This is a genomic window from Bacillus paranthracis (genome assembly GCF_024296885.1).
Taxonomy (GTDB): Bacteria; Bacillota; Bacilli; order Bacillales; family Bacillaceae_G; genus Bacillus_A; species Bacillus_A paranthracis.
Map to the genome: position 1 here is coordinate 3,520,187 of NZ_CP101135.1, position 21,724 is coordinate 3,541,910.

General features: G+C 35.6%; 14 protein-coding genes and 2 pseudogenes. 1 reads left to right on the forward strand and 15 read right to left on the reverse strand.

The window, feature by feature from the left end; translation table 11 throughout:
• Nucleotides 1-42 precede the first annotated feature (42 nt).
• The gene (locus tag NLJ82_RS18115; protein WP_001217654.1) at nt 43-2,826 is read right to left on the reverse strand and encodes a dynamin family protein; all 2,784 of its coding nucleotides are present in this window, start codon (nt 2,824-2,826) and stop codon (nt 43-45) included.
• Nucleotides 2,827-3,309: 483 nt separating this feature from the next.
• Here NLJ82_RS18115 and NLJ82_RS18120 point away from each other — a divergent pair, with 483 nt between their 5' ends.
• The gene (locus tag NLJ82_RS18120; RefSeq protein ID WP_000461128.1) at nt 3,310-3,495 is read left to right on the forward strand and encodes a hypothetical protein; all 186 of its coding nucleotides are present in this window, start codon (nt 3,310-3,312) and stop codon (nt 3,493-3,495) included.
• Nucleotides 3,496-3,884: 389 nt separating this feature from the next.
• On the opposite strand, the gene NLJ82_RS18125 is transcribed toward NLJ82_RS18120, so the two are convergent.
• From NLJ82_RS18125 to recA, 14 genes and pseudogenes are all read right to left on the reverse strand, one after another.
• Entirely contained in the window at nt 3,885-4,871 is a 987-nt protein-coding gene (locus tag NLJ82_RS18125; RefSeq protein ID WP_000337581.1) for a choloylglycine hydrolase family protein, read from the reverse strand.
• Nucleotides 4,872-5,142: 271 nt separating this feature from the next.
• Nucleotides 5,143-7,086, reverse strand: a complete 1,944-nt coding sequence (gene mutL / locus NLJ82_RS18130; protein ID WP_000516454.1) for a DNA mismatch repair endonuclease MutL — start codon at nt 7,084-7,086, stop codon at nt 5,143-5,145.
• Nucleotides 7,087-7,094: 8 nt separating this feature from the next.
• Complete coding sequence (gene mutS / locus NLJ82_RS18135) at nt 7,095-9,773, reverse strand: DNA mismatch repair protein MutS (RefSeq protein WP_000196017.1); 2,679 nt, start codon at nt 9,771-9,773, stop codon at nt 7,095-7,097.
• A 181-nt stretch (nt 9,774-9,954) separates the two neighbouring features.
• A complete protein-coding gene (gene cotE / locus NLJ82_RS18140; protein WP_001288798.1) occupies nt 9,955-10,497 on the reverse strand; it encodes an outer spore coat protein CotE in 543 nt (180 codons plus the stop codon).
• Between the two features lie 125 nt (nt 10,498-10,622).
• The gene (locus tag NLJ82_RS18145; protein WP_000870462.1) at nt 10,623-11,054 is read right to left on the reverse strand and encodes a YlbF/YmcA family competence regulator; all 432 of its coding nucleotides are present in this window, start codon (nt 11,052-11,054) and stop codon (nt 10,623-10,625) included.
• A 3-nt stretch (nt 11,055-11,057) separates the two neighbouring features.
• A complete protein-coding gene (gene miaB / locus NLJ82_RS18150) occupies nt 11,058-12,587 on the reverse strand; it encodes a tRNA (N6-isopentenyl adenosine(37)-C2)-methylthiotransferase MiaB (RefSeq protein ID WP_001005403.1) in 1,530 nt (509 codons plus the stop codon).
• Between the two features lie 427 nt (nt 12,588-13,014).
• Complete coding sequence (locus tag NLJ82_RS18155) at nt 13,015-13,881, reverse strand: 2-oxoacid:ferredoxin oxidoreductase subunit beta (protein WP_000190154.1); 867 nt, start codon at nt 13,879-13,881, stop codon at nt 13,015-13,017.
• A complete protein-coding gene (locus NLJ82_RS18160) occupies nt 13,868-15,625 on the reverse strand; it encodes a 2-oxoacid:acceptor oxidoreductase subunit alpha (RefSeq protein ID WP_000625425.1) in 1,758 nt (585 codons plus the stop codon). The genes NLJ82_RS18155 and NLJ82_RS18160 overlap by 14 nt, the downstream gene beginning before the upstream one ends.
• A 227-nt stretch (nt 15,626-15,852) precedes the next feature.
• A complete protein-coding gene (locus NLJ82_RS18165; RefSeq protein WP_000688054.1) occupies nt 15,853-16,776 on the reverse strand; it encodes a dipeptidase in 924 nt (307 codons plus the stop codon).
• Nucleotides 16,777-16,834: 58 nt separating this feature from the next.
• Nucleotides 16,835-17,095, reverse strand: coding sequence for a stage V sporulation protein SpoVS (gene spoVS, locus NLJ82_RS18170; RefSeq protein ID WP_000404341.1), 261 nt, complete (start codon nt 17,093-17,095; stop codon nt 16,835-16,837).
• 148 nt (nt 17,096-17,243) lie between these two features.
• Nucleotides 17,244-18,038 (reverse strand): 2',3'-cyclic-nucleotide 2'-phosphodiesterase, encoded by a 795-nt coding sequence (ymdB, locus tag NLJ82_RS18175; protein WP_001221095.1) that lies wholly within the window; start codon nt 18,036-18,038, stop codon nt 17,244-17,246.
• A gap of 164 nt (nt 18,039-18,202) precedes the next feature.
• On the reverse strand, nt 18,203-19,768 hold the full coding sequence (rny, locus tag NLJ82_RS18180; RefSeq protein ID WP_000099355.1) for a ribonuclease Y: 1,566 nt from the start codon (nt 19,766-19,768) through the stop codon (nt 18,203-18,205).
• A gap of 485 nt (nt 19,769-20,253) precedes the next feature.
• Nucleotides 20,254-20,676 (reverse strand): annotated as a pseudogene (locus NLJ82_RS18185) (recombinase RecA family protein); the annotation flags it as partial.
• 326 nt (nt 20,677-21,002) lie between these two features.
• Nucleotides 21,003-21,611, reverse strand: a pseudogene (gene recA / locus NLJ82_RS18190) (recombinase RecA); the annotation flags it as partial.
• Nucleotides 21,612-21,724: the final 113 nt, after the last annotated feature.

Consider the following 21,724-nt stretch of genomic DNA (forward strand, 5'->3'; position numbering starts at 1 on the left):
ATGTGATGCAATTTCACATAAAAAATCTTATATATTTTACTTTTATTCTGCACTTGTTTCTAAAATTACATCTGTATAAGTATGATCATCACCCATATGTAAAATTACTTCACATTGACGTAATCTCAATTCAAAGAGCATGATAGAATCATGATAAACTTCAGGGTTTGATTTCATTTTATGTAACATCTCTTGTTTTTCTTGTATTTCTAATTGCATATTTTCTACAGCTTGTTTCAAGGAGTTAAATGGATTCCTAAAGAATATATGAATATCTCGCTCTTGTGTGTTTTCGAATAGCTCAAATTGCAAGAAAAATTTCTTCATAATAGAATCCGTTACCTCAGTATAATCTTCATTTTCTACATACTGTTTGTATTTGTTATATAACATAGTTTTATTTTTAGGAAGAACTCCAAATAATTTACCGGCACTTTTCAGTAAAAATTGTGCTGGCGTAAATCGACGTAAAATATTTACTTCATCCATTTGTATGCTAGTCGTCATTCTGTCAGTATCTCTGCGCCAGTCATCCAGCACTTTAAAGTCACATTCTAACTGTATTCGATTTTCTCCAAATAAAGAATTAAGTCCTTCACTAAGTTCTTCTAAGTACGATTGACTTTGAAGGAGCTCATTATGAGAAGTTGCAATCCAATTTTGCATAGAAAGAGCAAGATGAGGTAATACCGTTTGTTCTAAATATTTATGCACTCTTTCATTCATTGCTTTATTTAGTTGCGTATCCATGTGACCGAAATCGCTTTCTTCACTTATTAAATCAGAACAACTCTGTAATATCTTCGGTATATTTTCAGTAAGATCATTCGTAATTTCCGTTTTCATTGTACGATATGACTCTGTAATGAAATGAATTTTTTCCCTCTCAAATGCAGTAAGGTTATTCATGCTACCGTTTAGTTTCACTAGCATATCTTCATTCCACTTAATCGCATCCACTAGATTGTTTTCTTTCTCAACGCGTTTAGCTAAAAGATATGTAATTGTTTTTCGGATGAAGAACAATAGCTTTTCAGTACGTTCTGCATCAATATTTTTATAATTAAAGTTAAAATGAATAAATTCAGTTAACTCATTCAATTGTTGATTACTCGTATATAACGAAGAATAAGGGAAAATCCTCGCATGCGGGAAATATGTGTTTATTCTCGCTGCCGTATCATGTAATACTCTTTTCACTTCTGCTTCACTATAAATGTTATCAATTTTATTTAATAAGAAATGCACTTGTAAATTTGGTGTATGTTCTTGAATGCTTAATAGAATATCACGCTCTTTATCAGTAAAAGGTGAATCCGCATTCAATACAAACAATAATTCATCTATGGAATTTAGATATTCAAATACCTCATCCCTAGTGTCGTTATTCCTATTAAAGCCAGGTGTAACTACAAATGTAAGTTTATTTTCACTTAAAAATTTGCATGGTAATTTAAATTCAACACATGCTCTATCTCTATACGTTTGATGGTGTTGAGACATCATATTATGATAATCAGAGATATCTTCCGTTGTTGTAATTGCAGCATCTGTTATGGCGTTAATTTCTGTATGAGCACCATTTTTTAAAACTACTACATTCGAAATTGATTTTTCTAATATATTTTCTCCTAATATAGAGTTGATAAATGTAGTTTTTCCGTTCCCTGAAGTTCCTGTTACTAAAATACGATTTGTTCTTAAATCTGCAAGTTCGTCAACTAACCATCTAAATCGTTGACCTATTTCTATATTGTTCTTTTGTGCCCACTGTGTAATAGATTCAAAAAGATGTAGACTGTACTCTAAACCATTCACATGATTCATAGAATATGACAGTAGCTTTTCCGCATGTTGTATATCGCCTGAATCTATTTTAGATGGAAAAATCTCATCCCATGCCAATACAGCTGCTGATGGAAATACAGCATAAGACGGATTGACTACTTTTAACCAATTTGTTAAAAGACTTGGAATGATATCGTGTAATCGTTTAAGCATATATTGCCCTTGAATTAATGCAAAGTATGTTTCTTCGTAAAGAGAAGAAATTTTGTCCCATATATCGGACGACTCTATTTCAATATGTAAGAAAAATTCATTTATTGTGTTAAGCCACAATAAGTAATTTTGTTCATTTTTATAACTGTTCCAAAGTGATGAAACCATTTGCGTAAATTGTACTTGATCTACATTATTTAATGTAACTAATGCATCATAAAAATAATCTGGTGAAATATGTTTAGTAAATCCTTTATCGATATATCCTTTTAACACCTCAAACCAAGGATAAGATTCTATTCGAATTAACTCATTCACAGCAAGCTCTACTGCACTATCAAAATCTTGTTGTTCCTCATAAAAGGAACGGGCAATTTTTGTGACATTCGGATAATCCGGATTTAAAGAAACCGCTTCTTTAATAACAGCGAAAGCTGCTTCAAAATTATTTTGCTCTATGTAAAGAGAAAGTAATTGTAATCTAATTTCTGTCATCAATATTATATTATCAGTAGCAATGGAAGTATAAACATTTTCAGCAACTGCTAATTGATTCAGTTCGAAATAAGCATCCGCAATATTTTTTTGTGCCCATGGTGCTAATTCATTACTAACCTTCTCCCATTTAAAAATAGCTGCTTCAAAATCTTGATGCTGATAATAAAATTCACCTTGCGCAAAACGAATATAAGATCCATCAGAAATCTCATTTTTTTCTTCGTTTACATAAGCTTCTCCAAGTACGTCAAGAGGTGATTTTGTTACATTCTCCATTAGGAATGTTTCATAATACATCTTTTTTATTAATTGTTTTTCTATTCTCATCTTTTCCCCCACTATATCTTGAAAATACGTTTTTAAGATATGTCAACACTTTATTTATGTATGCTTTTTATCTTAACAAAGAATATCTTTTGGAAAATTTCATTTTCCTTTCATTTTTCAAGTTAGATTGAATTTTTATGAGAAAAATTTCAGTTTTTTTTCAATTCCCTTTCAGTTATGAAACAGCATTAAATGTTCCTAATAACATAATAACACTATAATATTCCGCATTATATTATCAGGAAAAACCTATATGAATCATATTATAAAAACAATTTATAACGAATATATATGCAAAAACACCTCCCCAAACAAATAACAAAAATCAATATCATATATTTCACAAATTATTTTCCTTTAAAATATTTCAGTAGTTTCGTAATTAAATTCCATTAACCTCTATAAATAACTAGTCCAAAAAAAATCTATATGCATATCATGTTATAGTAAAGAATTCAGGAAATCCTAAAAGGAGGCATTTTCATGTTTGAAGATAAATCTAAAATAAACTACCCATATGAATTTACTGAAACTACAACAATCCCGCTAAAAAACCCTATCAATAAAAATTTCAAAAACGGCTCTGGTACACATACTTTCCCAATTAAGAAGCATTATAAAGAGCAGGTGCTATATACGGAAAAAATTAATAATAATAAAAATAAATAAGCGTATAGGCTCTTATAACAATTAATCAAATAAGAATCTATATTAGACCTTGTATAGTTATAGGTAATATATAAGTTTTTCTTATACAACTCATGTACTTTTAAAAAGTGCTGATATACAGCGCTTTTTTATACATAGATAATAGAAGAACCAAAAAGGTATGGATATGTTCCACACCTTTTTGGTTCTTTACTATTTATAAATAAATTCCACCTTCACTGCTCCTTAGCCAATGCTCCTAGCAGCAAAATTCTACTCGTTGGAGTCATTGAAGAAAGGAGTAGATTTATGATAAATCCCAAAGTTAAAGAAGCATCCAAGAATGATATAAACCATTATTGCTCTATTATATATATTCAAAAATGCACCAAACATTGTTTCAAAGCTACTTAGTTTTCATAAAATATTTTTTGTTTCCGTTGGAACGGATAGGCTTTAATCTCATCTGTATCTAAATTTTCATGAAATAAATGAACAGCTATAATTTGTCTACAATCGTAAGTATGATAATAATATGTTCCGGACTCCATACACATTACGCTTGTATATATGGTATTATCTAATGCACCTTCTTCTGTTATTACTCCGCCTTTAGGTACCTCGCAATTTGATAAGATATGAAAAAGGGCGGATACTCCCTCTTCTTCACTATCTATACCTTGAATGTTTTGTTTGCCATATGCTGCCCGCACAAACCTCGATGGCGGGGTGAAATCCCCTGGAAGTCCCATTGAGCCTGAGCCCTGGCCAAAAGCACTTAATGGTAAATTACTCCATTCTGTTGGCGCGAATGGCTGCGATTTAAGGCCAATATATTGTCTTAAATTTTGCAAATGCCAATTAAACTCCGGACTATTCGTCATCACTCCTAGTGGGTTATCATACATCTTTAATCCTTCATTTGTCGGCTCCAGTACAATGCAATCTCCCCATTTATCGGCTAAGATCCAATGTAGCGGTGGCGTAAGTCCTAAATCCGGTAACGGTATATCCAAAAAGGTAATGCTATCTACAGATTTCTTTAACTCTTTGACAGAATTGAATTGTGTAAGACTCCAAGCTACAAAATCAAATGGAGCTAAATTCGTTTTATTGTCATCTATGCTTTGACTATAAGTAGCGAATCCTGGAAAATAGAGTGTTGCACATGTCATACCTGCTTCATTTACTCCGTCCCCCATAATGATCCTTCCTTGATGATTAATTCCCATTCCGACCGTAGCATGTTTCGTATTAATGATTTCACCAGTTATATTATTCCACTGGTAATGCCGAGGAATGATTATTACTTCTTGATTCATATCTAATGTGAAATCCATCGTTCTTGCAAAAAGATGCTGACCGTTTTTTGTCTCTAATGTCAAACTAGTACACATAAAGAACACCCCATTTTATGGTTTTATCTACACTTTACATAATTCTGATAAGTCTGTAAATTAAAAACCTCTTTCCTTACAAACAAATTAAGAACGTACATATAAATTACAAATAGGTTGAGGTTATCTCTAGTTTATAAATGAATTTTTTACATATAGTTGTAAAAGAATTATATTAAAAAGGAGCGAATTGTTACTATCGCTCCTTTTGATTTCTCTCTATATTTTACTAAAATAACCAGAAATCATTTTTTCACTATGAACATTATCCCTACATAACCCTCTTAAACATCTTCTCCAACTCATAAGTAGAATGATGCACAAGAATTGGTCTTCCGTGCGGGCATGTGTATGGGTTTGTTGTTGTACGAAGTTCTTCCAGTAAAGCAAATATTTGATCGTTCGTTAAATATTGATTTGCTTTAATTGAAGCTTTACAGCTCATCATGATGGCTGCTTCTTCACGTAATTTTTTAATATCAACTTTTTTTAGTTTAACGACCTGCTCCATCATTTCATCGATAATTTCTGTTTCTTGCCCTTTCGGGAACCACGTTGGATGCGAGCGAACGATAAAGGATTGATGGCCGAATTGCTCCAAAAATAGTCCAACTTTTTTTAGTTCTTCTAGTTGCTCTTCGACACGTAAAAATTCGGTAAGAGATAAATCGATACGATATGGTACGAGTAGTTCTTGTACTTCTTGTGCTACTCGTCCTACTTTATCACGGAAGTATTCATAATTAATACGTTCCTGCGCGGCATGTTGGTCAATCATATATAAGCCTTTGTCATTTTGAGCGAAAATATATGTTCCATGCATTTGTCCAATTGGATAAAGCGGCGGTAAATCATTACCGTTCATTTCGATTTCTTCTATTTCCTGAACTTCTTCTTCCAATTCCTCTAATTCAAAGTCTTCATCGTTACTGTTCCACGATTTCTCTTCTCGAATCGGTTCTTCTATTATCGATTTTGTAGATGGTTGCCAACTTTGTTCTTCTCTCACGAGCGACTGTGGTGGTTGCCATTCTTGCTTCGGTGGTTGCCAAAGCTGCGCTGGCTGTTTCACAGCCTGCGGTTCTTCTTGTTTTTCATCCATGCCCGTCGGTAAAACGATCTCCGGCATAGATGGCTCCTTCGGCTTCGCATGCTCAAACTTGAACTGTTCTTGCACACTTTCATCTTTTTCTTTTTTCTTCGTTGTCACACCCGCATCTGGAATGAGCTGTATTTTTTTGAATGCTGCTTGCAATGTTTCTTCGATAAGCTTTAGCAATTCTTGTTCTTTACTAAAACGAACTTCTAATTTCGCAGGATGTACGTTAACGTCAACTAGCATTGGATCCATTTCAATCGATAAGAAGCCGATTGGATATCGTCCGACTGGCAATAATGTATGGTATCCTTGCTGAATAGCTTTCATTAATACGAAATTTCGAACGTAACGACCATTTACAATCGTTGACATATAATTTCGAGATGCTCTCGTTACTTCTGGTAATGTTACATAGCCTTTAATTGTGAAATCTAAAGATTCCGCTTCAATTGGAACAAGCTTCTTTGCAACTTGAATGCTATAAATCGATGCAAGTACTTGTCTTACATCACCATTTCCTGATGTATGAAGCAATTTCTTTTCATTATGAAATAGCTTTAACGATACTTCTGGGTGTGACATTGCAATACGATATACGATATCTGTAATATTCCCAAGCTCTGTATGAATAGTTTTCATATATTTAAGACGCGCTGGTGTATTAAAGAATAAGTTTTGTACTGTAATATCTGTTCCTTTTCGGCTCGCTGTTTTCTCCTGCTTTATAATGTCTCCACCTTTAATAATAAGGTGCGTACCAGGTGCATCACCTGTGCTAGTGATTAATTCTAATTCACTAACTGAGGCAATACTCGGCAATGCCTCACCTCGGAAACCGAGTGTTCTTATGCGAAACAGATCGTTTTCATCTTTAATTTTGCTCGTCGCATGTCGTTCAAAAGCGACAATACAATCTTCTTCTGCAATACCATCACCGTTATCAATGATACGAATTTTCGATAACCCAGCTTCTTCTAAGTGGATTTCAATAGATGTACTATTCGCATCGATAGAATTTTCCACAAGTTCTTTTACAACTGAGGCCGGACGCTCTACTACTTCCCCTGCCGCAATTAAGTTTGAGAGTTGGTCATCGAGTTTGCGAATTTTCCCCATCTACTTACTCATCCTTTCTTTAACTTTTTCTGTAAGCGATACAGTTCATTCATCGCTTCTAAAGGTGTCATATCAAGTAAATCAATTTTTTTAATTTGCGCAAGTACTGCCGTTTCTTTTGTATCTAGAACTGGCTTGTCTTGTTTTTTCGGGGACTGTTCTCCACCAAAGAATGATAGTTGTGATTCTTCTTCATTCTCTACCTTTGTTTCTTCTATTTCTACTGGCGCTTCTTTTACAACTACAGGTTCTGGAATTACTTCTTGCTCTTGCATTTTCACTTCTACACGCTTTGGAATAATAATTTCTTCTTGTCCTTCTAATTGCGCTAACACTTCTTTCGCACGAGCAATTAAGCTATCTGGAAGCTCCGCAAGTTGCGCAACGTGAATTCCGTAACTTTTATCTGCTGCCCCGTCTTGAATTTTATGAAGGAATACTACTTTTCCGTTCTCTTCAATAGCTGAAACGTGTACATTCTTCAGTTGATCCAAACTTTCTTCTAGCACTGTCAATTCATGATAATGTGTAGAGAATAACGTTTTTGCACCAATTTGGTCGTGAATATGTTCAATGATCGCTTGTGCAAGTGCCATACCATCATACGTAGATGTACCGCGTCCAATTTCATCAAATAAAATTAAACTTCTTTCTGATGCGTTTGCAATTGCATTTTTCGCTTCTAACATTTCGACCATAAATGTACTTTGACCTGAAATTAAATCATCTGCTGCGCCAATTCTCGTAAAGATTTGGTCAAATACAGGTAATACTGCTTCTGTTGCTGGTACGAAACAACCGATTTGCGACATAACCGTTACAAGTGCTAATTGTCTCATATACGTACTTTTACCAGACATGTTCGGTCCTGTAATTAAAAATACATCCATATTCTCTGGCATAATACAATCATTCGGTACATACAATTTCCCGTTCAATACTTTTTCTACGACAGGATGACGACCATCTTTAATGAAAATTTCGCGCTTCGTTGTTAGTACAGGTTTTACAAACTGTTCCTCTTCACTCACTGTCGCAAAACTTTGCAGTACGTCTAATTCACTAATCACTTTCGCTAAATGCTGTAATTTCGGAATAAATACTTTTACTTCTTCACGAAGCGCTGTAAATAAATCGTATTCTAGTTGTACAATTTTTTCTTCAGCTTCTAAAATTAATGTTTCTTTTTCTTTTAGTTCATCTGTAATGAAACGTTCCGCATTAGCAAGCGTTTGTTTACGCTCATAACGGCCTTCTGGTAATGCTCCAAGGTTCGCTTTCGTTACTTCAATGTAGTAACCGAAAATACGGTTGTATCCGATTTTTAACGATTTAATTCCTGTAATATCACGCTCTCGTTTTTCAAGCTCAGCAATCCACGTTTTTCCGTTTTTACTCACGTAACGATATTGATCAAGCTTGTCATTATAACCATCTTTAATAATATCTCCATCTTTAATAGAAAGCGGTGGATTTTCTTGAATACTTCTTCCTAGTAATTCTGTTAAGCTCTCGCATGGATCTGCACCTTGAATTAATCTCGCTGCATACGCGTTATCTAACAAACTAATCGCTTCTAAAATAGCTGGTACTTGCAGTAAAGATCGTCTTAACTGTAATAAGTCCCTTGCATTTACATTACCGAATGCCACTTTCCCTGCTAAACGTTCTAAATCATATACTTCTTTTAACTTTTCTTTTAAATCTTCACGCAAGAAGTAATCATTTACAAACGTTTCAACCATTTCTAAACGCTCTTCAATTCGTTCTTTCTGTATAAGTGGACGTTCCATCCACTGTTTTAACATACGACCACCCATAGCAGTCTTCGTCTTATCTAATAGCCATAATAATGATCCTGTTTTTTCTTTCGTTCGAAGTGTTTCTGTCAGCTCTAAATTTCGCTTTGAATGCACATCAATTTTCATAAATTGATTCGTATAATAAATTTCCACTGGCTGCAAATGATCTAATGAACGTTTTTGCGTTCTTATTACATAGTTAAATAAGCGTCCAACTGCTTTAATTAACTTTGCTTGTGAAACGTTTTTCACAAGATGTTCTAGCCCTTCAGGAATTGCCGTTGCATCTTCATATGAAATCGTCATTTTTAACGTTTCAGTTAACTTGTTTAGTTCATCTTTAGAAAAGGAAGAATCTACAACAATTTCTTTCGAACCAGTTGCATACACTTCTAATAAAATATCTTCAACTGAACCAGTCAATAACGTTACCGTATTTTGTCCAGTCGTTAAATCGTTACAAGCTAACGCATATGATCCATCTTCAAAATGTGTTAATGCGGCTAAAAAGTTATTTTCTTTCTCATCAATCGTACGCCCTTCCATCATCGTTCCTGGCGTAATTAATTGTACTACTTCACGGCGCACTACACCTTTAGCTGTTTTTGGGTCTTCTACTTGCTCACAAACCGCTACTTTATATCCTTTTTCAACAAGTTGTTCAATATAGTTTTTAGCCGCATGATACGGTACACCGCACATCGGTATACGTTCACTACTACCACCGTCTCGGCTCGTTAATGTAATTTCAAGTTCGTGGGCTGCTTTAACCGCATCCTCAAAGAACATTTCATAAAAATCACCTAAGCGGAAAAATAAAAAGGCATCTTGATAGTCTGCCTTAACTTTTAAATATTGCTGTATCATAGGCGTATATTGCGTCATACTTATCCTCCATAATTCTTACATAATAATCTATATTCATATATGTCACATTTCACGGACACTCTTATCTCCTATTTCAGGAGTCTTTCTTCATTATAGCACATTTCATTAGCAATCATGTTCATCTAAGCACCACTTATGTAAAGTAAAAAGCTAGGAAGAACTTCTCCCTAGCTTTCTATTACTCTTCTTCTGCATCAACGATAAAGTTCGGATCTAACTCTTCAAACTCATCATCTTCAATTTGGAAAGCATCATCTGATTCTACACAACCTTCAGGGTTTACACTTACACAAATTTTCGTTTCGCCAACTACTTCTGTTACAAATTCACGTTCTACCGTTACAACAATTTTATTACCATTTGGTGATACAAGAGCTTCTAAACAATTTGGTGGCTGAATGACACGAGCAATAATTTCTAAATCATCACCAGAAAAGTTTTTATCACGATATCCAATGCTTACTTCATCTGTGTAGTTTACACGTTCTGTTACAACTTCTGTCTTTGTATTGCCATCGAATGAATACCAAGTGTTCACATCGTAGAAACCTTCAATTTCCACATGTTTTCCATTCTTTCTTGCTTCGTACGAGTGGTTAATTACCCAGCACCCTAAAATACTTGTTGGCTCATTATTCGATTCACATGTATGCGTTGACTTTGTATACTTACGTCCTTTTCCAACCACTGCTTTTGTAATAATCTCTCTAAATTCGGACATTCGTAACCCTCCTCAATCACTATTCACTTAATCATATGCGTGACAATAGCGGAATGTGTCATTCTTTTTTTGAGAAGAACTTACGTTTAATTCACTAAAAAAAGAGATGTCAATTCGACATCTCTTTAACAACCACAATTTCCTTTTTTACTTTCTACCGCTGCGCCCGTTTCACCCTTCAATACATCGCCATTAGTTGAAATTAATATTTCATCTGTTACGTTGTTAGAAATCGTACTTGCAACTAGCTGTAGTAAGTCATTTACATATGTTTGTGAAGATTTAAATTCTTGTACAACTGGGATACTATCTAACTTATCTTGCAGGGCATCAATTTCAGCTTCTACTTTTTTCAAAGCTTCCCATTTCCCGTAATGTTGCAAGTTTACTGCTTGTTTTTGCAGTGCTTTAATTTCATCAATTGCGCGCTTCACATTTTCATTTTTATGAATTTGCGCCTCTGCTTTCTTAAAGAAATCAACTTCTTCTGTTTCAGAAATCATTTTTGCTAATTCTTTCGCTTGCTCAACAATTTCATCTTTCGAATATACTTTCATCTATTATTCCACCTCAATCGGCTCTTCAACTAATTCTCCGTTAAGAGACCATGTTTTTGCATCCGTTACTTTTACTTTCACAAGCTGACCAATTAAAGACTTTGGAGCAACGAAATTTACAAGTTTATTCGTACGAGTATAACCTGCAAGTACTTCTGGATTATTTTTACTTTCCCCATCAACTAACACTTCTACAATTTGACCTTTATAACGATTATTCTTTTCAATTGCCAATTTATTTACTAATGCATTTAAGCGTTGCAGACGTTCTTTCTTTACTTCCATCGGTACATTGTCTTTCATTTTTGCAGCTGGTGTACCTTCACGCGGAGAATAAATAAAGGTAAAGGCAGTATCAAACCCTACTTCACGATATAACGACATCGTTTCTTCAAATTGCTCATCTGTTTCATTCGGGAAACCGACGATAATATCAGTTGTTAATACCGCATTTGGAATTGCTTCTTTAATTTTTCTTACAAGCTCTAAATAATGCTCACGTGAATATTTACGCGCCATAATTTTTAACATTTCTGTGCTTCCAGATTGAACTGGTAAGTGAATATGTTCTACTAAGTTGCCACCTTTTCCAAGCACTTCAATTAAGTGATCATCGAAATCGCGTGGATGGCTCGTTGTAAAACGAATACGGGCAATATCAACTTTACGGAGTTCGTCCATTAAATCGCCAAGACCGTATTCTATATCTTCAAAGTCTTTACCATATGCATTTACGTTCTGTCCAAGTAACGTAATTTCTTTATAACCATTCGCAGCTAAATGACGAATCTCTTGGATAATGTCTTCTGGACGTCTGCTTCGCTCTTTTCCGCGTGTATACGGTACGATACAATATGTACAGAACTTATCACAGCCATACATAATATTTACCCAAGCTTTAATATCACCACGACGTACTTTCGGAAGATTTTCAATTACGTCTCCTTCTTTGGACCAAACTTCAACTACCGTCTCCTTCGAGAACATTGCATCTTTTAGAATGTACGGTAATCTATGAATATTATGCGTTCCAAACACCATATCTACATGCTGATTTTTTTGCATAATTTTATTTACAACAGATTCCTCTTGGGACATACAACCACATACACCAATTAAAAGATCAGGATTTCTTCGTTTTAGTGCCTTTAAATGCCCTAGTTCACCGAACACTTTATTTTCAGCATTTTCACGAATAGCACAAGTATTTAATAATACTACATCTGCTTCTTCAGTTGAAAAGGTTGGTTCATATCCAAGTGCAGTGAAAATACCCGCCATTACTTCTGTATCGTGCTCATTCATTTGACAACCATATGTACGAATATAAAACTTTCTTCCTGTACCGAAATTGCGAAACTCTTCAGGTAAGCCAAAATCCCGTTCAATTTTAACTTCTTCTTTCCCTCGCTTTTTCGCGTCTTTTAAGGAAGGTGGTTGGTATACACTTTCAAAGTATTTGCTATAATCTTTCTCTTCTTTTTTCGTAGAGGAATTCACTTGTTGACTTGCTAATCGTTGTTGCTCGTTCATCGGTAATCTCCTTTCACCCTTAACTATACACACTTTGTAGTCCATTTTAATGCGCTTAGACCCACCTCAAAAATGGTTAGATAGCTTGAGAGATACTTGTCCTTTGAAACTTGAGTAATCAATCTAATCATCTATAAGAATGAAGTCTTCCCCACACAAATAGACATTCCCTTTTTGTATTTCTTTTGTCCTACTCAAAAGCATATTGCTTTATCCCTATACACATTACCATAGTATGAAGTGTTTCGCCAATTTTTACAAAGAAGAAGGCTTATCCTATTATTACATTTCCTAGTTAATGAACATGCAATTTTCATACAACGATTTATATATTATTTTACCATTCTGAATTTTCCAAGTAAATAAGACTGCTTTATATTTTTACTCATTAAAAAAGGCTGCCAAATGGCAACCTCCTCTTCTTACATTACATAAATTCAGCAACAAGCTCATCAAACATTTTCTGATCCATGTTTAAATCAGATTGCACTAAAGGCTTCTCACTATAGCCTTTTACTAGTTCTTGGTATGAAGGCTGCGCTGTATTTTGATAAATTAACCCTGTTACTAATCCGTTGTTTTCCATTAATGTTTGCATAGCCATCATGCGATTAGACGGATCATATCCCTCTACTGTACTTAGTTTTGTTAAATTCTCTTTAAACCAATCATAAGTATTTACTTTATTGTAAGTAACACATGGGCTGAATACGTTAATTAATGAAAATCCTTTATGGTTAATACCAGCTTCAATAATTTGTGTTAATTCTTTTAAATCACTTGAAAAGCTTTGTGCCACAAATGTTGCACCAGCTGTTAAAGCCATTTCCATAACATTTAGTGACGGTTCAATTGAACCTTGTGGTGTACTTTTCGTTTTAAATCCAGCTTCACTACGTGGTGAAGTTTGCCCTTTTGTTAATCCGTAAATTTGGTTATCCATTACGATGTACGTAATGTCAATGTTACGACGAATAGAATGGATCGTATGTCCCATACCAATCGCAAATCCATCACCGTCACCACCTGATGCGATAACTGTTAAATCACGGTTTGCCATTTTTACACCTTGTGCAATTGGAAGGGCACGACCATGAATACTATGCACACCATATGAATTAATATAACCTGAAATACGACCTGAACAGCCGATACCAGAAATAACAGCAAGTTCATCTGGATTTAAGCCAACGTTAGCTGCCGCACGTTGAATTGCAGCTTGCACCGAGAAGTCTCCGCAACCTGGGCACCAGTTTGGTTTTACACTGTTACGAAAGTCCTTAAATGTTGCCATTTAATACAACCCCTTTTTTGCATTCGTTGTAAATCTCTTTCGGCAAGAATGGGTTCCCATCATATTTTAAAAGACTAGAAATTTTCTCACCGTTACCAAGATTCATTTTCATAATGTTAGCAAGTTGACCTGTTGCATTGTTTTCTACCACTACAACACGCTTCGCATTTTTCACAAGTGGATCGATTTCAGCTGTTGGGAACGGGTGAATTAAACGCACATGAGCATGGTTTACTTTCATACCCTCTTGTTCTAAGCGCTCCATTGCTTCTTCGATCGCACCACGAGTTGAGTTAAATCCAACAAGCAATACGTCTGCTTCTTCATGCTTAACATTTTTATAAACAGGGGTATTAAACTTCAAGTTCTCCATTTTACGGAAACGTTTGTCCATTTGATCTTTACGGTTTAATGCTGATTCAGATGGTTTACCAGTTTCATCATGTTCTACACCTGTAACATGGTGAACACCATTTTTCATACCAGGTAAAACACGTGGTGAAACGCCATCTTCTGTTACTTCATAACGCTTGAAGTATGCTTTATTTTCACGTTCTGGTAATTCCGCTTCTAAATCAAGCTTACCACGACGAATTTCCACTTTATCTAACTTAAGTGGTTCTACTGTCTGTTTCCCTAAAGAAAGCTGTAAATCTGTTAAGAAAATAACAGGTACTTGATATTCTTCAGATAAGTTAAACGCTTCTACAATATCATAGAAAGCTTCTTCCACTGTACTTGGCGCCATTACGATTTTTGGAATTTCACCGTGCGTACCGTAAATCATTGCCATTAAATCAGACTGCTCTTGTTTCGTTGGTAATCCTGTACTTGGACCACCACGTTGTGTATCAACAATTACTAATGGCGTTTCTGTAATACCTGCTAAACCAATCGCTTCCATCATTAAAGATAGACCTGGACCAGCAGATGCAGTTAATGTACGAACACCAGCATAGTTTGCACCGATTGCCATTGTACAAGCTGCAATTTCATCCTCAGTTTGGATTACTGTTCCGCCGACTTTTGGCAATTTTTTAATTAAGTATTCCATAATTTCAGATGCAGGTGTAATTGGATATGCAGACATAAAGCGAGCACCACCAGCTACTGCACCAAATGCGATCGCATCGTTCCCAATCATAAACATGCGCTTCTGACCATCAGCTTTTTCAAGCTGCATCATGTTTACTTTCTCACCTAGTAACTCTTTCATATATTGAGAGCCGCGCTTAATTGCGTCCATGTTCTTTTGAACGACTTGCTCTCCTTTACGACCAAAGATCTCTTCAACAACATCTAAATAAGCTGTTTCATCTAATCCTAATACCGCACTTGATGCTCCAACAGCAACCATGTTTTTCATTAATGATGTGCCTAATTCTGATGCAATATCTGTAAACGGTATCACATATAGATTTACATCTGTATTGTCAGGTATTGTCGGATTAAATTTCGCATCTGCAACTACAATCCCGCCCGGACGTAGTTCGTGGAAGTTAAAATCAATTGTTTCTTGATCAAAAGCAATTAAAATATCTAAATCATCTGAGATCGCGCGTACTTCTGTTGTACTTACACGAATTTTATTATTTGTATGGCCGCCTTTTATACGTGATGAGAAGTGGCGGTAACCGTATAGGTAATATCCTAATCGGTTTAATGCAATACAGAAGATTTCTCCTGTACTTTCAATTCCTTCACCTTGTTGGCCTCCAACTTTCCATGAAAGTTGACTAATCATCTCCTACACCCCTTTTGGCTGCATTCATTGTAGTGTATTTTTTTACAGTAATAGTTTAGCATTTTTTATGCAAATAAACTACAATGGACGCAAATTATGCCTCTTCTGATTTCCCTGAATCTTTAGTATAAAGCTATTTTGTTTTTCATTCTAGTATTAGGTCTTAAAAAAAGCAATAATATCAAATGAATTAATTCTAATTTTTCTGGATTTTTAAAACAAAAATTTTAAAAGCTTATATGTTCAACAAAATTATCATATAAAAATCGCTCTACAGTAGATGCAGCATAGTGTTTACAAAGCTCGTTCATTACATTTTCATAATCTCGATACGCTGATACATCTACAACCGTTTCTAATATCCCATCAAAATCCGAACCAAACCCTATATTGTTCTCTCCACCTAATGAACAAATATATTCGATATGTCTTATTATATCTGTTATATTCGCTTGTTTTTCATTTGTTAGAAACTGCGGTACAAAAGTGACACCGATCATGCCATTTCGCTTTATAAGAGCTTTAAGTTGTTCATCGTTTAAATTACGTGGGTGCTGACAAAGTTTCATACAATTTGAGTGGGAAGCAATAGGATTTTTTGCAATTTCAATCACATCCCAAAAACTTCTTTCATTCAAATGAGACACATCAGTCCATACATGTAACGCATTCAGTTCTTGTACAACATGTTTACCAGAAGTCGTTAAACCTGCCCCACGTGTCTCTAGCGCACCATCAGCTAATAGATTGGCATAATTCCATGTTAGTCCAAAAGAACGTACTCCTAGGCGATACAACAACCGTAATTTCATTGCATCTTTTCCAATTGCTTCGCATCCTTCTAATGTTAATATCGCTCCAATCTCGTCCTGTTTTAACATGTTCATATCATCTTTTGTCTGAATAAACTTCACACCTGGTAAGGATAAAATTTCATTATAAAAAATATCTACCATTTGCAATGCTACTTCAAATCGGTTTTCATATGCCACTGTTTCTGGCACATATATAGCAAAACATTGTATACTTCCTTTTCTGTTCTTTAACTGTTCAAATGTAATATGTAATTGCGAATCATGTTTAAAATCCTTTCTCCCTTGTGCACTCCATAACTGAAGAAGCACATCACAATGAGCATCAAAAATTTTCATTTTCATTCCTCCATTATAAAAACAACCTGTTTGCATACTGCAAACAGGTTGTTTAAACTTAACGAGGTTCTACAATTAATTTTATTGCTGTACGCTCTTCCCCATCAATCATAATATCCGTAAACGCTGGGATACAAATCAGGTCCAAACCACTAGGCGCTACAAATCCTCTTGCAATTGCTACTGCCTTTACCGCTTGGTTCAATGCACCTGCACCAATGGCTTGAATTTCTGCTGTTCCGCGTTCGCGAATAACACCTGCAAGTGCACCAGCTACAGAATTAGGGACCGACGTTGCTTTAACTTTTAATATTTCCATTCCGCGTTTCCTCCTCGTTTCTATAAAAAGTATTAGCAATTATTTCACTTTAACTTATATTCACGAGGAATGACACGTATTCCTGCTAAATTTCTGTAATTTTTCTAAAAAATTAAAAAATAATAACTTATCTAAATTTTAATAGGAATTACTCAAAAAATGGCTGATCATCATTAATTAAGATACGCTCAATTTTCTTAGCTTTTCCCGTATTAGGGTCCACATCAATTAGCACTGCACTTAATTGTGTTCTACCATTTGTCACTTCAAATCGTACTGGTAAGTTTGTTAAAAACTTCTTCAATACTGCTTCTCGGTCCATACCTAAAATTCCATCGTACGGCCCTGTCATACCGACATCTGTGATATATGCCGTTCCGCTTGGTAAAATGCGATTATCTGCTGTAGGAACATGCGTATGTGTACCTACTACCGCTGTAGCACGACCATCTACATACCAACCTAACGCTTGTTTTTCGCTTGTAGTTTCCGCATGGAAATCAACAAAAATAATATTCGTACGTTTTTTCGCAATGTTAATTAATTCATCCACTTTACGGAATGGACAATCAATCGGAGGAAGGAACGTACGTCCTTGTAAGTTAATAACTGCAACTTCTGTTCCATTACAGTTCACAAAAATAAGCCCTTTTCCTGGAGTGCCTTCTGGGAAGTTAGCTGGTCTTGCAAGATATTTTGCATCATCAATAAATTCAAATACTTCACGGTTATCCCAAGCGTGATTTCCAAGTGTAACCGCTTGTGCTCCGCATTCTAAAAAGTTTCGGTATATTTTTTCCGTAATTCCACGTCCACCTGCTGCATTTTCCCCATTAATAATGGTTACTGTAGGTGTATATTTCTTCTTTAATGCCGGTACGTATTGTTGAATCATACCTCTACCAGGAGATCCTACTACATCCCCAACAAATAATATTCTCATATGTCTTACCCTTCCTATGTACTACATTTTTTATTACTATAGCTTCAAGTAATTATCTTACAATATATTTATTATAAGTTTGTTTCACTTGTATGCTAGGTATAACTAATTTCCTTTATTTTAACCAATTCCAACACAAAAAAATAAAGTGGTGTTTCACCACTTTATTTTGCGTATTCCACTGCGCGTGTTTCACGAATAACAGTTACTTTAATATGCCCTGGGTAATCCAGTTCATTTTCAATACGTTTTCGAATATCACGAGCTAAACGATGAGCTTCTAAATCATCAATTGTATCTGGTTTTACCAGAATACGAACTTCTCGTCCTGCTTGAATTGCGAAAGATTTTTCTACGCCTTCATAAGACTCTGAAATCTCTTCTAACTTTTCAAGACGACGAATATAGTTCTCAAGTGTTTCACTACGAGCTCCAGGTCTTGCAGCTGATAATGCATCTGCTGCTGCAACTAAAACTGCAATGATAGAAGTTGGTTCTGTGTCCCCATGGTGAGATGCAATACTGTTTATAACTACAGGATGCTCTTTATATTTCGTTGCGAGTTCAACACCAATTTCAACGTGGCTACCTTCTACTTCATGGTCAATCGCTTTACCGATATCATGTAATAGACCAGCACGTCTTGCTAGTTTTTCATCCTCACCAAGCTCTGCTGCCATAAGTCCAGTTAAATATGCAACTTCCATAGAGTGTTTTAAGACGTTTTGCCCGTAACTTGTACGGTATTTTAAACGACCTAAAATCTTAATTAAATCTGGATGTAAACCGTGAACACCCACTTCAAACGTTGTTTGCTCTCCGACTTCACGAATATACTCGTCCACTTCACGTCTTGATTTTTCGACCATCTCTTCAATACGCGCTGGGTGAATACGTCCGTCCTGTACTAGTTTATCAAGAGCGATACGAGCTGTTTCACGACGAATTGGGTCGAATCCAGAAAGGATAACCGCTTCTGGTGTATCATCGATAATTAGGTCAATACCTGTTAACGTTTCTAACGTACGAATATTTCGACCTTCACGTCCGATAATACGTCCCTTCATTTCGTCATTTGGAAGATTTACAACCGAAACGGTTGTTTCAGCAACATGATCAGCTGCACATCTCTGCATTGCAAGAGATAAAATCTCTTTTGCTTTCTTATCTGCTTCTTCTTTCGCACGAACTTCACTTTCTTTTACCATTACGGCAATTTCATGAGAAACTTCACTTTCTACTTTACCAAGAATAATTGCTTTCGCTTGTTCGCGTGTCAGATTGGAAATGCGCTCTAATTCTGTTTGTTGCTTTTGAACTAACTCTCCCACTTTGCTTTCCAACTCTTCAATCTGTTGTTGTCTCGCTACAAGAGAATCCTCTTTCTTTTCTAACTGTTGCTCGCGTTTATCGAGCGTTTCGTCTTTACGATCAAGGTTCTCTTCTTTTTGCATTAAACGATTTTCTTGTTTTTGTAATTCGCTTCTACGGTCACGAATTTCTAATTCAGCTTCTGTACGAAGTGTATGAATTTCATCCTTTGCTTCTAAAAGCGCTTCTTTCTTAAGTGCTTCAGCTTCACGATTCGCTTCATCTATAATACGTTTCGCTTCATTAGCTGCACCATTAATCTTCGCTTCAGCAATAGACTTTCGAACAAAAAAGCCAACAACTGCACCGACTGTTGCAAGCAAAATGGAGATGAGTATCCAAACTGCAGTACTACTCATGATTTCACCTCCCCTTGCTATGAATGAAAAAAGACTGTCGGCATGTACATTGAATAACAACATACAGCAAAGACCGTCGTCCCGCTTTTTTAAGGGACTTTCTTCATTTCACAATTAAAATGTCATATTATTATTTCGGCAAGATTTAAGTCTTACTCCGAATATTACTTCTCTTCTTGAGAAGAGTGTTTCGTATATAAGAAAAAATATACATTCTCATTGTATCTATCGCAATTTTCATTGTCAAGCGTTGTCTACTTTTACTTTCTTTACCTTCAGCTCTAATTTATATAGGAATTTAAAAAGCAGAGAGCATATTATCCTGGAAAACCTTAGTAAATTCCAGTTTATTCATGTAAAACACGCATATATCCCTCTGTACACATACTGTTTTAGATGGATTAAATATTTTATCTCCAACGATATACAACGCTTTCATAATGATACAAAAATAAAAGACACGAAGCCGTGTCTTTTATCCCACTTTAATCAAGAAGACTTGGATCTTCCATATCTTCAGCACCTGAATCTTCGCTAATTCCGTGATGCTCACGAATAAAGAAGGCAATTTCTTCTCTTAAATCCGTATTTTCTTTTAAGAACTGCTTCGAATTTTCACGACCTTGCCCTAAGCGTTCTTCATTATAAGAGTACCAAGCACCGCTCTTTTGAACGATATCAAGTTCAGAAGCCATATCTAAGATTTCACCTTCTCTTGAAATACCTTCTCCGTACATAATATCAACTTCCGCAACACGGAATGGTGGTGCCACTTTATTTTTAACTACTTTTACTTTTGTTTTATTACCAACAATGTCGTTACCTTGTTTTAATTGCTCCGCACGACGTACTTCAAGACGAACAGTTGAATAGAATTTCAACGCACGACCACCTGGAGTTGTTTCTGGCACTATCTATAGATTTTCCATCTCTATAGTCCGGACTATCTCTTCATCTCTTTACAGAGAGCCTTGCACTTCCAGCAGTAGCCTATCATCTGCCGTACCCTACTCAGTTAACTAAAAGTTCTTTTCGGTAGTCTCTACACCTTCCCCATATCACTATGGAGCTTGGCACGGTATTACCCTAAATAATGGTGGGCTTCACCGTTAGCAACTATATGGATAGTTACACCCTTAGGCAATAAGGTTCACAAGGTTTTTAACATGCTATCACTAGCAAGGGAAACCCATGGTAAACTCCTTAATCTTTACGATTAAGCAACTTGTAGTTGATTTCCGAACATAACCCCAACTTTTTCACGAATTTGGTTAATAAAGATTGCGATTGTTTTTGATTTATTGATTGCACCTGAAAGTTTACGAAGTGCTTGAGACATTAGACGAGCTTGTAAACCTACGTGTGAGTCACCCATGTCTCCTTCAATCTCAGCTTTTGGTACAAGAGCTGCTACAGAGTCAATTACGATAATATCAACCGCACCACTTCGTACAAGTGCTTCTGCGATTTCTAAACCTTGCTCCCCTGTATCAGGTTGTGATAATAGTAATTCATCGATGTTAACACCTAATTTTTGTGCATATACAGGATCCATTGCATGCTCCGCATCGATGAATGCTGCTTGTCCACCTTGGCGCTGTACCTCTGCAATTGCATGTAATGAAACTGTTGTTTTACCTGAACTCTCAGGTCCATAAATCTCGATAATACGGCCACGTGGGTATCCGCCTACCCCTAATGCCACATCAAGTGCTAAAGAACCACTAGAAACTGTAGAAACTCTACGCTCCGCTTGTTCTCCTAATTTCATAATTGAACCTTTACCGAATTGCTTCTCTATTTGTTTTAACGCCATATCTAATGCCGCTTGACGATCACTCATTCAAAATTCCTCCTTAACTGAATTGCTAATCTTATTATACCTATTTTCAATTCAATTTGCCAACAAAAATCGAACATTTATTCGTTTTTTTTATTTTTCATTAAATATAACCA